Origin of the sequence: Pseudomonas sp. B21-041 (assembly GCF_024748675.1) — a bacterium.
Lineage (GTDB): Bacteria > Pseudomonadota > Gammaproteobacteria > Pseudomonadales > Pseudomonadaceae > Aquipseudomonas > Aquipseudomonas neuropathica.
Genome location: NZ_CP087175.1, coordinates 3101393 through 3114932 on the forward strand (window position 1 = coordinate 3101393; position 13540 = coordinate 3114932).

At 60.2% G+C, this 13540-nt stretch carries 13 protein-coding genes; 2 read left to right on the forward strand and 11 right to left on the reverse strand.

Annotated features, from left to right (window positions below; translation table 11 throughout):
* The first annotated feature begins 5 nt into the window (after positions 1–5).
* On the forward strand, positions 6–779 hold the full coding sequence (locus LOY43_RS13820; RefSeq protein WP_095048895.1) for an enoyl-CoA hydratase: 774 nt from the start codon (positions 6–8) through the stop codon (positions 777–779).
* Between the two features lie 197 nt (positions 780–976).
* Here LOY43_RS13820 and LOY43_RS13825 read toward each other — a convergent pair whose 3' ends face one another.
* The 10 genes from LOY43_RS13825 to argH all read right to left on the reverse strand — a co-directional run bounded on the left by LOY43_RS13825 (position 977) and on the right by argH (position 11706).
* Positions 977–2128 (reverse strand): acyl-CoA dehydrogenase family protein, encoded by a 1152-nt coding sequence (locus LOY43_RS13825; RefSeq protein ID WP_095048896.1) that lies wholly within the window; start codon positions 2126–2128, stop codon positions 977–979.
* A gap of 3 nt (positions 2129–2131) precedes the next feature.
* Positions 2132–3238, reverse strand: coding sequence for an enoyl-CoA hydratase/isomerase family protein (locus tag LOY43_RS13830; RefSeq protein ID WP_258709853.1), 1107 nt, complete (start codon positions 3236–3238; stop codon positions 2132–2134).
* Between the two features lie 252 nt (positions 3239–3490).
* A complete protein-coding gene (locus LOY43_RS13835; protein ID WP_258709854.1) occupies positions 3491–4177 on the reverse strand; it encodes an HPP family protein in 687 nt (228 codons plus the stop codon).
* Between the two features lie 157 nt (positions 4178–4334).
* A complete protein-coding gene (locus LOY43_RS13840; protein ID WP_095048899.1) occupies positions 4335–5513 on the reverse strand; it encodes an MFS transporter in 1179 nt (392 codons plus the stop codon).
* Between the two features lie 163 nt (positions 5514–5676).
* Complete coding sequence (locus LOY43_RS13845; RefSeq protein ID WP_220556152.1) at positions 5677–6564, reverse strand: polysaccharide deacetylase; 888 nt, start codon at positions 6562–6564, stop codon at positions 5677–5679.
* Positions 6557–7402 carry a polysaccharide deacetylase gene (locus LOY43_RS13850; RefSeq protein ID WP_220556153.1) on the reverse strand — a complete coding sequence of 282 codons (846 nt, stop codon included), beginning with the start codon at positions 7400–7402 and terminating at the stop codon, positions 6557–6559. The genes LOY43_RS13845 and LOY43_RS13850 overlap by 8 nt, the downstream gene beginning before the upstream one ends.
* 208 nt (positions 7403–7610) lie before the next feature.
* Positions 7611–8435, reverse strand: a complete 825-nt coding sequence (locus LOY43_RS13855; protein ID WP_095048902.1) for an ABC transporter substrate-binding protein — start codon at positions 8433–8435, stop codon at positions 7611–7613.
* Positions 8436–8473: 38 nt separating this feature from the next.
* Positions 8474–9238 carry an amino acid ABC transporter ATP-binding protein gene (locus tag LOY43_RS13860; protein ID WP_064587499.1) on the reverse strand — a complete coding sequence of 255 codons (765 nt, stop codon included), beginning with the start codon at positions 9236–9238 and terminating at the stop codon, positions 8474–8476.
* A gap of 10 nt (positions 9239–9248) precedes the next feature.
* Positions 9249–10127 carry an amino acid ABC transporter permease gene (locus tag LOY43_RS13865; protein ID WP_095048903.1) on the reverse strand — a complete coding sequence of 293 codons (879 nt, stop codon included), beginning with the start codon at positions 10125–10127 and terminating at the stop codon, positions 9249–9251.
* 151 nt (positions 10128–10278) lie between these two features.
* A complete protein-coding gene (gene argH / locus LOY43_RS13870; RefSeq protein WP_220556155.1) occupies positions 10279–11706 on the reverse strand; it encodes an argininosuccinate lyase in 1428 nt (475 codons plus the stop codon).
* 296 nt (positions 11707–12002) lie between these two features.
* Between argH and LOY43_RS13875 the strand changes: the two genes are divergently transcribed.
* Positions 12003–12968: a LysR family transcriptional regulator gene (locus LOY43_RS13875; RefSeq protein WP_220556156.1), complete on the forward strand. Its 966-nt coding sequence runs from the start codon at positions 12003–12005 to the stop codon at positions 12966–12968.
* Between the two features lie 2 nt (positions 12969–12970).
* Here the strand turns inward: LOY43_RS13875 and LOY43_RS13880 are convergent, their stop codons facing one another.
* Complete coding sequence (locus tag LOY43_RS13880; protein ID WP_258709855.1) at positions 12971–13489, reverse strand: GNAT family N-acetyltransferase; 519 nt, start codon at positions 13487–13489, stop codon at positions 12971–12973.
* Between the last annotated feature and the right edge of the window lie 51 nt (positions 13490–13540).

Genomic DNA, 13540 nt, shown 5'->3' on the forward strand with positions numbered 1-13540 from the left:
TAATCATGACTTACCAAACCATTCTGCTCGAAACCCACGGCCGCGTTGGCCTGATCACCCTCAACCGCCCGCAGGCGCTGAACGCGCTGAATGCGCAACTGGTCAGCGAAGTGAACCAGGCCCTTGATGCGCTGGAAGCAGATGCGAACATCGGTTGTATCGTCATCACCGGTTCGAAAAAGGCTTTTGCCGCGGGTGCCGATATAAAGGAAATGGCCGAACTGACTTACCCGCAGATCTACATGGACGATCTGTTCAGCGACAGTGACCGCGTGGCCAACCGGCGTAAGCCGATCATTGCCGCCGTCAACGGTTTTGCCCTTGGCGGTGGTTGTGAACTGGCGTTGATGTGCGACTTCATTCTGGCCGGTGACAACGCCAGATTCGGTCAGCCGGAAATCAACCTTGGCGTGTTGCCGGGCATGGGCGGCACTCAGCGCCTGACCCGCGCAGTAGGTAAGGCGAAAGCCATGGAAATGTGCCTGAGCGGACGTTTGATCGATGCAGTGGAGGCCGAGCGTTGCGGCATTGTTGCACGGATCGTGCCGAGCGATGAACTGCTCGACGAAGCGCTGAAGGTTGCTGCGGTGATTGCCAGCAAATCGCTGCCGATTGCGATGATGATCAAGGAAAGTGTGAATCGTGCCTTTGAAGTGAACCTGACTGAGGGCGTGCGCTTCGAGCGTCGGGTGTTCCATGCGGCGTTTGCCACGCAGGATCAGAAGGAAGGGATGGCGGCGTTTATTGCCAAGCGTGAGGCTGAGTTCAAGGGCAAGTAACGCGTCCCCTCACCCTAACCCTCTCCCGGAGGGAGAGGGGACTGATTGGGGGATGCTTGGGAGGTACGCCGACCTGAAAGTGCTTTATTGAATCCGTAATCGACCCGGTCTTTCAGGTCGACGTATAACGCCAGACACCTCGGTCGGCTCCCTCTCCCTCTGGGAGAGGGCTGGGGTGAGGGAAGGGGCCAACACCATCACAACTGATAGTTCTTCAACTCCCGCGCAATCACCATCCGCTGAATCTCGCTCGAGCCTTCATAGATCTGGGTAATCCGCGCATCACGGTAATACTTCTCGACCGGATAATCCTCCAGATACCCATACCCGCCATGAATCTGAATCGCTGACGAACAGACCTTCTCGGCCATTTCCGACGCAAACAGTTTGGCCTGTGACGCCTCCGACAAACACGGTTTGCCCGCCGTGCGCAGTCGCGCCGCATGCAGGATCATCAGGCGCGCCGCGTTGATTTGCATGTGCATGTCAGCCAGCAGGTTGGCGATGCTCTGGTGTTCGTTGATCGGCTTGCCGAACTGGATGCGATCGCGCGAATACACCAGCGCTGCTTCAAACGCGGCACGGGCGATGCCCAATGCTTGCGCGGCGATGCCGATGCGTCCTCCTTCAAGGTTGGACAGGGCGATCGCCAGGCCTTTACCGCGTTCACCGAGCAGATTGGCCTCGGGAATGCTGCAGTCGTTCAGCGTCACCGCGCAGGTGTCGGAGGCGCGGATGCCCATCTTGTGTTCGGTGCGATCGACGATGAAGCCCGGGGTATCGGTCGGCACCAGAAACGCCGAAATGCCTTTCTTGCCCAGATCCGGATCGGTCACGGCAAAGACGATCGCCAGTTTCGCCCGTTTGCCGTTGCTGACAAATTGCTTGGCGCCGTTGATCACCCACTGGCCGTCACGCAGCTCGGCGCGGGTGCGCAGGTTGTGCGCCTCGGAACCGGCCTGCGGTTCGGTCAGGCAGAAGCAGCCGATGGTTTGCCCACTGGCCAGATCCGCCAGCCAGGTCTGTTTTTGCGCTTCGCTGCCGTAATTGAGCACCGGACCGCAGCCGACCGAGTTATGGATACTCATGAAGGCGCCGGTTGCGCCATCACCGGCAGAGATCTCTTCCACGGCCAAGGCATAGGCGACGTAATCGACGTAGGTGCCGCCCCATTCCTCGGGTACCACCATGCCGAGCAAACCGAGTTCGCCCATCTTCGCGACGAGCGCGTCATCGATCCAGCCAGCCTTTTCCCACGCCTGCGCATGGGGCGCGATTTCGCCACGGGCAAAGTCCCGGGCCATGTCGCGGATCATCACTTGTTCTTCAGTCAGTTCGAGATCGTGCATGGCTCAGCTCCCGCTCTCAGCAAACCCGTGGAAGAAACTCGCGACATGCTCTGCGTCCAGCGCAGCGAGGGTCGGCGGGTTCCAGCGAGGTGTCTTGTCTTTATCGATCAGCAGGGCGCGGACGCCTTCGATCATGTCGCCGCGGGCGAACCACTGGCGATCCAGATGCAGTTCCAGCGCGAAGCACTGTTCCAGGCTCAAGTGGCGGCCGCGACGCAGCATCTCCAGGGTCACCGCCATGGCCAACGGCGAGCGGGTTTCCAGCAGGTCAGCCGTTGTGGTCGCCCATTCGTGGCTGTTGGCAACCGTCACTGCGCGTAACTGCTCGACCATGCTCGGTACGTCCGGCAGGGCGAAGAAATGGTCGATGGCCGGCCGCAAAGCCTCAAGTGGCGCATCGGGCAAGGTTTGCACGGCGTGTTTGGCGAGCAGGTTTTGCAGGGCCTTGAGCGGCGTGTCCTGCCATTCCATCTGATCGAGTCTTTCGTCGAGCAGCGCCAGTTTGCTGCTGTCCAGATACCAGTCGGCCAAGCCGCAATACAGCGCGTCGGCGGCACGGATCTGCACGCCGCTGACCCCCAGATAGATGCCCAGCTCACCGGGAATGCGCGGCAGGAAATAACTGCCACCGACATCGGGGAAATAACCGATGGCCACTTCTGGCATGGCCAGACGGCTCTTCTCGGTGACCACGCGCAGATCGGCGCCTTGCACCAGGCCCATGCCGCCGCCGAGGACGAAACCGTCCATCAGCGCCAATACCGGTTTGCGGTAATGATGAATCGTCAGGTCGAGGGCGTATTCCTCGACGAAGAAATCTTCGTGCAGCGTATCGCCGCTTTTGAAACTGTCGTACAGGGAACGAATGTCGCCACCGGCACAGAAGGCTTTTTCACCGGCACCGCGCAGGACCACGGCGTGAACATCGATGTCAGTCGCCCAGGCGTCGAGCTGCTGCTGCAGCAAGCGCACCATGTCGAGGGTAATGGCATTGAGACCGGCGGGGCGGTTGAGGGTCAGGTGACCGATATGATTGCGAACCTCGGCCAGCACTTCGTTTTGCGTGGCATCCAAGGACGGGGTCCGCGGGGATGAAGCCTGAGCTGTCATCAGTAACTCCCTGCTTTTATTGTCTTTATTCGAGAAGCTCGCGCGCGAGCGTTACCGGATCGTAACAGTGCAAATTTGCCCTGTACAACCGGGATATTCGCAGGGGGAGTTTGCGTTTTTACATCACCCGAAATCACCGGGTTCCTATGTAGGAGCTGCCGAAGGCTCGGGCTGCGATCTGTTGACCTTTAAAACACAAGATCAAAAGATCGTCCGATCGCGGCCCGAGCCTTCGGCAGCTCCTACACGGGGTCAGCGGAATGTTTCGGTAATGCTGCGGCGCTTGGCGTGCAGTTCGCTGGAGTGAATCAGTTGCTCGAGATCTTCAGGGGTGACGTCGATAAACGCTTCCATCTCGGCCAAGGCAAGTTTCAGGTCTTCGGCGGTGATCGCCTGACTGTCTACCGGCCCAAGCAACGGCGCCGGTTCTGCCGGGCGTTTCGGGTAGCGGATGCGGGTCAGGTTGTTGTAGGCGAGCGCACTGAGCAGCATGCACGCGGCGCCGAGCATCACCGGTTCCATGGCTTTCCAGTCCATGGCGATTGTCGCCGGATCGGCTAGCACCAGCGTCAGCGCCAACGCGCCAGCGGGCGGATGCAGGCAGCGCAGCCAGCACATCAGGATCAGCGCCACACCCGCCGCCAGACAGGCGCTGCCAAGGGTTCGGCCAAGCACATGCGCCACCAGCAACGCGACCACGCCAGCACATAAATAGCCGCCGAGAATCGACCACGGCTGGGCGAGGGCGCCGGAGGACACGGCGAACAGCAACACCGCCGACGCGCCCAGCGGGCCGATCAGGTGGTAGGCCACTTCATGGCCGAACACCTGCGCGCACAGCCACACACTGAACAATGTGCCCAGCGCCATGCCGATGGCGGCGCGGCTCCATTCGGTCGGGCGGGTATTGATGGCGGCGGGCAACCAGCGAGCGAGCATGTGAATCCAATCCTTGCAGCAAATTCGAGGCAAAAAAAAGGACTTGTCCGGCATATCCGGAAAGCCCTCGAAGTGTTCCAACATTGGGGGAGGAACGCGCACAGTGTGCCGGGCAAACTCGATGCTGACAAATTCATATTAATGAAGATTTAGTGCATTAATGTTGAATTGAATCCGCGCGACGTCCGCTAAGAAAGCACAGGGTGCCGCCCATCGCGGTGAGTGCGCTCAAGGCATAGAACATCGTCGGTGCCGGTGTGTGCATCAGCAGGAAGCCGCAGATCACCGGGCTCAGTGCACCGCCCAGCGCCGCCAGATTCTGCGCGCCGTAGTAGCTGCCGCGCAGTTCTTCCGGAGCGAGGGTGTCGACAAAGAGGAACTCCGACGGGTAAATGATCATTTCGCCCAAGGTGAAGATGAACATGGCGATGCACCAGCTCAGCAAGCTGTCAGCCAGGCTGAAGCCGATAAGACCGAGAATGAACAGGCCGGTGCCGGCGGCGATCCAGTAGCGCAGTTTCTCGCGGCTGAGGAAGCGGCCGATCTGGTATTGCAGCAGGATCACCGTGATCGCGTTACAGGCGAGCAGGGCGGCCATGACTTGCAAGGCGCGCTTGGAGTCGCTGACCACCAGCAGGTATTGCGACAGATATAGGGTGAAGCGCCCGTGCACCACCGTGCTGAGCAGGCAACCGCAGGTGAACATGATCAGGGTGCGATCGTTTTTCAGGGTGACGAGGGTTTTCAGAAAGCTTGGCGGCTGACTGACCACGGCAATCGGGCTGGTGTCTTTGGGGATGCCGATCATCAGGAAGATACTGCCGAAGGCGATGGCGGCGGCGATCAGGAACGGTGCGATCGGGTAATGCCCGGCGATCACCACACCGAGCATCGGCCCGGTGGCGTAGCCGATGTTGGTCAGTGTATAGCGCAGGGAAAACGCCTTGGCCCGTTGGCTCATCGGCAGGTTTTCGCTGAGGATCGCCTTCGAGCCGATGAGGAACAGTGCCGACGCGGTTTCGGTAATCACCAGAGTCGCGGTGGTCAGGTACAGATCCTGGGCGAACGTCAGCAGGACGAAACCGATGGCACTGGAGAGCATGGCGACAATCAGCAGCCGGCGTTTTTCCAGGCGATCGATGATGTAGCCGCCATACAGCGCAAGCAGGGTGGCGATAAACACCGCAATGCCCAGCAGCAGCCCTACGTCCTGCTGGTTGAGACCGAGTTTGGTGCTCAGAAACAGCGTCAGCAGCGGGCTGGTGATGGCGCGGCTGACAACAATGGTCAGCGAGACAATCATCAGACGGCGGATGACGAGCGAGTAAGTGGCCACGGGGAATCGAATGTCCTTGTTTCAGTTGTTTTTGTGTTCGACTACAGACCGCGTCGTGCCCTTCGCGAGCAGGCTCGCTCCCACAGGGAATGTCTGAACAGTGAAGAACCCGTGTGGGAGCGAGCCTGCTCGCGAAGGCGCCAGATCAGCCAAATGCGTTCGGTCATGACAGATAGTCCCGATAGTGCTGCTCATAAACCGCTGCCGGGTGATCCGCGCCGACCGGTGCTGCGGTTTCTGCCCACCATTGCGCAACCTCGGCACCGGTGGCGATCCACACATCGTCATGTTGTTGAATGCCTTGCAGCAATTCGCGCAGCACGCTGATGCGTCCGGGTGTGGCGATGATTTCCGGGTGCAGGCGCAGCACATAACACAGGCCGAAGCGATGAAATCCGGCGAAGTCCATTTGCAGGTTGCCCAAGGTGTGACTGTAAGAGGCGATCCGCGATTGCGCCGGTGGCACGGCGGGGCTGAGATTGAAGGCGAAGTACGGTTCGTCTTCCAGTTCATAGTGCAACGGCAGTTCGATCACCTCAGGCGCAGTGGGATGGGCGAATGGCAGATCATCGCCGCGCCACGAAGAGGACCAGACGATGCCATGATCTTTCAACGCGGCCATAAAACCCGGCGCGCCGTTGCCGGCAGGGAGGCGAAACCCGCTCGGGCGTTGACCGGTCAGGGCTTCAAGTGCCGCACATCCCTTGCCGACGTCGGCACTTTGCGCCGCCAGATCAAGCCCGTCGTAATCCTGATGGTGGTAGCCGGCGCAAGCGATCTCATGCCCGCCGGCGCGAATCGCAGCGATGTGCTGCGGATTTTCTTCGGCGACGATACCGGGCACGAACCAGCTGCTGCGCACGCCCAGTTCCGCGAATAGGTCGAGCAAACGCGTGACGCCACGCTGGCTGCCATATCGCCAGACCGACAGGGTCTTGTCGCGACCTGCCACTTCCGGCGCCTGGGTGAGAATGCCGTGGATGTCGTTGTAATCGACGGTCAGCACAACTGCGCAGCGCTTGCCAGCGGGCCAGATCCTGGAATCAACCATGGTGATGCTCCTTCAGCCACCAACGGGCGACATCGCGGCAGGTGGCGAACCACACGTCATCTCGCTGGCGCATGTGTTCGAAGAGTTTTTCCAGCAACAGGATGCGTCCCGGTTTGCCGGTGATTTTCGGGTGGAACAGGGTGGTCAGGCACAGGCCTTCATTCATCGCGCCGTCGTATTCGCGCTGCCAGTTGTCGAGGGTCAACGCATAACTGGCGGTGCGATCAAGGCCGGACGGAAAGTTCGGCGCGCGGGTGTAGGCGAGGGAGGCGTAATCGTCCATCTCCCAGCGACCGGGGATTTCCACCAGCGGCGTGCTGTGGCCGGGGACGTTGACCAGATACGGGCGATCGTCGCCGCGCATGCTGCTGGAGTAAATGACGCCGTTGTCCGCAAGCATCGCCGGGGTTTCGGCGCGCCAGTCGCCGGACGGGGTACGGAAACCCTCGGCGCGGATGTGCAGGTGTTGCCAGAACACGTCCCTGGACTTAGCCATGACGGTTTGCTGTTGCTCCAGCGTCAGGGCGTAGAAAGATTCGTGTTTGTAGCCGTGATAAGCGACTTCATGGCCGCGCTCGACGATGGCCTGACATTGCTTCGGCCAGTTTTCCACGACCCATGCCGGGACGAAAAACGTGGTTGGCAACTTGAACGCGTCGAGCAGATCGAGCAGGCGAGGCAGGGCGCGGTAAGGGCCGTAGCCGCCGAAACCGAAGTACTCGGGTTTGTGCCAGATCGAGCCATTGAGCATGGCGTCGCCAGTCGGGCCGTCAAGGTCGAAGGCCAAGGCGAGGCAGGCTTTGTGTGGGGCGGGCCAAGTGGGTTGGCACGAAGACATGGTTGTGGCTCTCCGGTGTTGATCAATAGAAAACCTCACCCCAGCCCTCTCCCGGAGGGAGAGGGCGCCGACCGAGGTGCTCTTTAGCGCGACATCGACCTGAAAGACCGCGCCGAGCTCAGGTTTCGAACACTTGAAGATCAGCTCCCTTTCCCCCTCGCCCCCTTGGGGGAGAGGGTTGGGGTGAGGGGGGGATCGATCTCGAAGGTTACTTGCCAGCGTTGATGGTCACTTCCTTGATCGCGCCCAGTTCCAGCTCCCACTTCTTCAGGATCGCGCCATAGCTGCCGTCATCGACCATGCTCTGCAGGGCAACCTTCACCGCTTCACTTAGCTCAGGCTTTTTCTTGCTCACACCAAGGCCGGTGAACTGCACGGAGATCGGCTGGCCGACGGTCTTGTACATGTCCTTTTCCTGAGTCTTCAGGTACGACAAAGTCTCGCTGCCTTGCATCGCCGCGTCGATGCGACTCTGGCGCAGTTGCGCACGAGCGTCGGCCGAGCCTTCGGTGCCGATCACGTTGATCGCCGGTTTGCCGGCCGCTTCGCAGTTGGCCTTGCTCCACGCGGCGATTTCCGCCGGGAACGTGGTGCGGCGGCTGGTTCCGACTTTCTTGCCGCACAGGTCGATGATCTCGTTGGTCGCGGCGTTTTTCTGCAAGGTGTAGAACTGCGGGCCGCTGGTGAAGTAGTCGACGAAGGTGACGCTGGCCTGACGCTCGGCGGTGTCGGTCATGCCCGACAGCACCATGTCGACGCGGTCGGTGGTCAGCGCGTTGATCATTTGCTCGAAGCCGGTTTCCTGCCATTTGATCTTCACCCCCAGACGTTCGGCGAGGGCATTGCCCAGGTCGTAGTCCAGGCCGGTGAGGGTGTTGGTCGCCGGGTCCTTGAAATCCATCGGTGGATAGTTGGGCATGATCGCGACGACGATCTCGCCTTTTTCCTTGATGCTGGCCGGCAAATCGGCGGCCACGGCGAAACCGCAAGACATGACGGACGCGAGTACAGCGGGGATTACGAAATTCTTCATGGTCGTTCTCTTATGCGTGTTGTGACACCAATCGGTGCTTAGGTTCGAACGGCAGAAATGAAGCTTTGGGTGCGCGGGTTTTGCGGACTTATTAGTATTTCTTCGGGGCTTCCAGCCTCCACGATCTGCCCGCCGTCCATGAACACCATGCGATTGGAAACCTCGCGGGCGAAGCCCAGTTCATGGGTGACGACGATCATGGTCATGCCGGTCTGCGCGAGATCTCGCATCACCGACAGCACCTCACCGACCAGTTCCGGGTCGAGTGCCGAAGTGGGTTCATCGAACAGCATCAGCTTCGGACGCATGGCCAACGCTCGTGCGATCGCCACACGTTGCTGCTGACCGCCCGACAATTCGATCGGATAGCTGTCGCGTTTGTCGGCGAGGCCGACGCGGGCCAGCAGTTCCAGGGCTTCTTCGTGCGCCTCTTTCGGCGAACGCTTGAGCACCTGGCACGGGCCTTCGATGATGTTTTGCAGCACAGTCATGTGCGGGAACAGGTTGAAACGCTGGAACACCATGCCGGTGGCCAGGCGTTGCCGGGCGATCTGCGACTCGTTGAGTTCGTGCAGTTTGTTGCCGACCACGCGGTAGCCGACCAGTTCGCCGTCAACCCAGAGGCCGCCCTTGTCGATCTTTTCCAACTGATTGACGCAGCGCAGCAGGGTGCTCTTGCCCGAGCCGGACGGGCCGATGATGCACAGCACTTCGCCTTGCTCGACCTCGATGTTGATGTCCTTGAGCGCGTGGTACTGGTCGTAATACTTGTTCAGGCTGACGGCCTTGACGATGCTTCTCATGTTCGACTCCTCAAGAACGCTTGCCGGCGCCGCGAGCGAAACGACGCTCCAGACGGCTTTGACCGAAGGACAGCACGGTGACGGTGGCCAGGTACCAGATACCGGCGACGATCAGTAGCTCCATCACGCGGGCGTTGGCGTAGTAGATGTTTTGCGCGTTGTAGAGCAGTTCCGAGTACTGGATCACGCTGGCCAGCGAGGTCATTTTGACCATGCCGATAAACTCGTTGCCGACCGGTGGAATGATGATGCGCATGGCCTGCGGCAGGATGATCCGGCGCAGCGCTTGCAGGCGCGGCATGCCGATCGACTTGGCGGCTTCGTACTGGCCGGTGTCCACCGACAGCAGGCCGGCGCGCACCACTTCAGCGGTGTAGGCGCCCTGATTGATGCTCAAACCGAGCAGCGCGGCCACGAACGGCGTCATCAGGCTGACGGTGTCGAGTTCGAACACGCCCGGAATGCCGATGGTGGGGAAAATCAACGCCAGGTTGAACCACAACAGCAGTTGCAGAATCAGCGGCGTACCGCGAAATAACCAGGTGTAGGTCACGGCCACGTAGCGCAGGATCGGGTTGGCCGACATGCGCATGATCGCCGTGATCACCCCGAAAACGATGCCCAGCGCCATGGCCAGCACCGCCATGATGATGGTGTTGAACAGGCCCCACATGATCGCTTCAGAGGTGAGGAACTGGCCGATGTACGACCATTCGATCTTGCCTTCGGCGAAGGCGCGCACCAGGCCGATAATCGCGATGACAATCACGGTAGCGAAGAAAATCCGCCCGTAATAGCGCCGAGGCACGTGCTGGTACTGGGTGATATCGAACTGGTTTTCCGCCAGTTTGCGCTCCGACTGGAGTCGTTCTGCCTGGGTCTGGCTCATGGTGTTTCTCCCAACTGTTCTTTCAAATCCAACACATTCCACTGTAGGAGCGAGCCTGCTCGCGAAGGCGACAGCACCTTCAACATCGCAGTTGGCTGACCCATCGCTTTCGCGAGCAGGCTCGCTCCCACGGGGTTTTGCGTTGGCGGCTTCAGAGGCGGAAGCCCTGGTAGTTTTCGGTCCACTGCTGTTGCGCGGCGAGGGTGGTTTTCAAGCGGCCGATCTGTTCGCGCACCTGTTGCGGCGCAGTACCACCCCAACCATTACGGGCCGCAATGGCGGCTTCCAGCGTCAGGCTGTCGCGCACATCGGCGGTCAGGCGTGGATCGATCTCGGCCAGCAGCGCCGGCGAGGCCTCCCACAATTCGATGCCGTGTTTTTCACAGGCCTGCACCAGCGCCCCGGTGATTTCGTGGGCTTCCTTGAACGGCACGCCGCGCACTGCCAGCCAGTCGGCAACCTCGGTGGCGAGGGTGAAACCCAGCGGGGCTTGGCGGCGCAATTCTTCGACGTTGACGGTCATGGTCGCGACCATCCCGGCCATGGCTGGCAGCACCAGCAGCAACGTGTCGACGCTGTCGAGCACGCCGTGCTTGTCTTCGCTGAGGTCGCGGTTGTACGACAGCGGCAAGGATTTCAGCGTCGACAGCAAACCAGTGAGATTGCCGATCAAGCGTCCGGCCTTGCCCCGCGCCAGTTCGGCGATGTCCGGGTTTTTCTTCTGCGGCATGATCGAGCTGCCAGTGGCGTAGGCATCGTCCAGATCGACCCAGCGGAACTGCCGTGATGACCACAGGCAAAACTCTTCGGCCAGCCGCGAAATGTTGATCCCGAGCATGCTGGCGATAAACAGGAATTCGGCGACGTGATCGCGACTGGCGACGGCGTCGATGGAGTTTTCGCAGACCCCGGCGTAGCCCATTTCCTTGGCCGATTGCTGCGGCTGGCGGGCTATCGCCGAACCGGCCATGGCCGCTGCGCCGAGTGGCGACAATGAGGTGCGCGCGTCCCAGTCCACCAGACGCTGCACGTCCCGCAGCATCGATTGCGCGTGGGCCAGCAAGTGGTGAGCGAATACGATCGGTTGCGCCTGCTGCAAGTGAGTGAAACCCGGGCAGATGCTTTCGACGTGTTGCTCGGCCTGAGTCACCAGCGCTTGCTGCAAGGCGAGGACTTCGACGGCGAGGGTGCGTACGTGATCGCGCAGAAACAGGCGCAGGTCGTTGGCGGTCTGGTCGTTGCGCGAACGGCCGGCGCGCAGCTTGCCGCCGAGGGCGCCGAGGCGTTCGGTCAGCAGGCGTTCGATAAAGGTGTGAACGTCTTCGTCATCCAGCGTTGGCGCAATACGTCCGGCGCGGAAGTCGGCACCGATGCCGTCCAGGGCTTCCAGCATGGAGCGGGTTTCCTGCTCGTTGAGCAGACCGGCCCGCTGCAGTTCGCCGGCATGCGCCTTGGAACCGGCCAGATCGTACGGCGTCAGGCGGAAATAGCGCTCGGGGCACCGGGAGAGGGCGGCCAGGGCGGCTGAAGGGCCGCTTTTGAAACGGGCACCCCAGAGACGGTCGGTGGCTTGAGACATGTGTTGTTTTCCTCGTCGGTAACGCGAACTGAAATCGCTGTGCATGGCCGTGATCGTTGCTGGAAAGTCAGCAGACGGCGTCAGGCCAAAACAGTGTTCAAGAGGGCAGTTGCTAGAGAGCGAGAACTGATCGAAGTGTCAGCTTTTAATGTTTCGAGATCAGTGAGTTGGCACTGATGTTCGGGATTTTTTGGCGGTTGCCAAGGCTGGTTTTCTGTGATCATTATTATTAGCCGGCGATGTTTTTGTTGTTGGACACAGATTGTTGAACATTGCGCCAGAGGTAAATCAGCATTATGGAAACCCCACTTTCCAATTCCGGAAACCCGCCACCGAAAATGGCCCACCGAGCACCGCTGACCCTCAGCGGACTGGATTTCAAACTGCTCAAGGTGTTCAAGGCGGTGGTCGAGGCAGGAGGCTTCAGCGCCGCGCAAAACGAGCTGAACGTGGGCCTTGCGGCCATCAGCAAGCAGATCTCCGACCTGGAAATCCGCATCGGCATGCGTCTGTGCACACGCGGCCGCGAGGGGTTTCACCTGACCGAAGAAGGTCGCCTGGTGTATCAGGCGTCGATTGATCTGTTTGCGTCGGTGGACAACTTTCGTGATCGACTTAGTTCTGCGCAGAATGAACTTATCGGTGATCTGGGTGTGGGCGTTATCGACAATACGATCAGTGATGAAAACTCACCGCTAGTTGCCGCGCTAAAACAACTTAACGAACAATCGCCGAAGGTCAGGTTTCAACTTCAAGCATCGCAACTGGATGAAGTGGAAAGAGGCGTGGTAGAGGGGCGTTTAGTGGCTGGAATAGTGCCGGTTTATCAACGCCGTGAAGAGTTCGATTATTACCCGCTGTACGAGGAGCGCTCGGAAGTCTACTGCGCGGTCGGGCATCCGTTGTTCGACATGGCGGAGGCGCAAATGGGCAGCAATGTCTTGCAGGAATACGAGTGCATCAACCACCGCTACGCGATCCATCGCGACAAGCTCAACTATGCGCGCTATGACAGTTTCTCGGCGTCAGCGACCCAGGTCGAAGCCGTGGCCTTGCTGATCAAGACCGGCCGTTTCGTTGGTTTTCTGCCCCGGCATTACGCGGCAACGCTGGTGGCAGCAGGGCAGATGCGTGCGGTGCTGCCCGAGCGGATCAACATCATGACGCCGTTCAATCTGATCCTGCGGCACAACACCGTGCGCAGTCCGTTGGTGAAGGCATTCGCAGAGGCATTGGGCGTCGATCTGAAAGCCACGATCTGATTTCAAGGCAACGTCAGGCGCATGGCGCAGCGCCGGTGGCCGGGTAAACCGTGGGCGATTTCATCGTTCAAGGCGTCGACTAAATACCCGCTTGTTTCCTCGCTATTCAAACGCTGGAAACCGATCTTCTGATAGAACGGCGCATTCCACGGCACATCAAAGAAGGTGGTCAGCGTCACGGCGCAAAGTTGTTGCGCCCAGGCATGCTCGATGACCGCCGACAGCAACTTGCGGCCAATACCCTGACCCTGAAAGTGCTGGCTGACGGACAGCTCCTCTACATGCAGTTGGTTATCGACCGGGACGGCCCGCAAGAACCCGGCAAGTTGCCCTTCAGGGGATCGTGCGACCCAAACCCTGGCCTGCTCGATGGCCTGTAAATGCAATTCGACGCCGGCCACTTCGGCGTCGGCCAGCCAGGCCAGTTGCGGATCGAGGCGAAACAGCCCGGCGGCCGAGCGTTCGATGGCGGGGAGGGCGGGCGCGTCAGCGGGCTGCGCAAGACGGATGGTCATATTCATGTAGGAGATGCCACAGTCTACGATTTTGAATTTGGGACGCGGAGCGTCCCA

Excerpts from the sequence above, each read along its gene's own strand:
- LOY43_RS13820 (WP_095048895.1), top strand. The coding sequence starts at position 6 with ATGACTTACCAAACCATTCTGCTCGAAACCCACGGCCGCGTTGGCCTG.
- LOY43_RS13825 (WP_095048896.1), bottom strand. The coding sequence starts at position 2,128 with ATGCACGATCTCGAACTGACTGAAGAACAAGTGATGATCCGCGACATG.
- LOY43_RS13830 (WP_258709853.1), bottom strand. The coding sequence starts at position 3,238 with ATGACAGCTCAGGCTTCATCCCCGCGGACCCCGTCCTTGGATGCCACG.
- LOY43_RS13835 (WP_258709854.1), bottom strand. The coding sequence starts at position 4,177 with ATGCTCGCTCGCTGGTTGCCCGCCGCCATCAATACCCGCCCGACCGAA.
- LOY43_RS13845 (WP_220556152.1), bottom strand. The coding sequence starts at position 6,564 with ATGGTTGATTCCAGGATCTGGCCCGCTGGCAAGCGCTGCGCAGTTGTG.
- LOY43_RS13850 (WP_220556153.1), bottom strand. The coding sequence starts at position 7,402 with ATGTCTTCGTGCCAACCCACTTGGCCCGCCCCACACAAAGCCTGCCTC.
- LOY43_RS13855 (WP_095048902.1), bottom strand. The coding sequence starts at position 8,435 with ATGAAGAATTTCGTAATCCCCGCTGTACTCGCGTCCGTCATGTCTTGC.
- LOY43_RS13860 (WP_064587499.1), bottom strand. The coding sequence starts at position 9,238 with ATGAGAAGCATCGTCAAGGCCGTCAGCCTGAACAAGTATTACGACCAG.
- LOY43_RS13865 (WP_095048903.1), bottom strand. The coding sequence starts at position 10,127 with ATGAGCCAGACCCAGGCAGAACGACTCCAGTCGGAGCGCAAACTGGCG.
- argH (WP_220556155.1), bottom strand. The coding sequence starts at position 11,706 with ATGTCTCAAGCCACCGACCGTCTCTGGGGTGCCCGTTTCAAAAGCGGC.
- LOY43_RS13875 (WP_220556156.1), top strand. The coding sequence starts at position 12,003 with ATGGAAACCCCACTTTCCAATTCCGGAAACCCGCCACCGAAAATGGCC.
- LOY43_RS13880 (WP_258709855.1), bottom strand. The coding sequence starts at position 13,489 with ATGAATATGACCATCCGTCTTGCGCAGCCCGCTGACGCGCCCGCCCTC.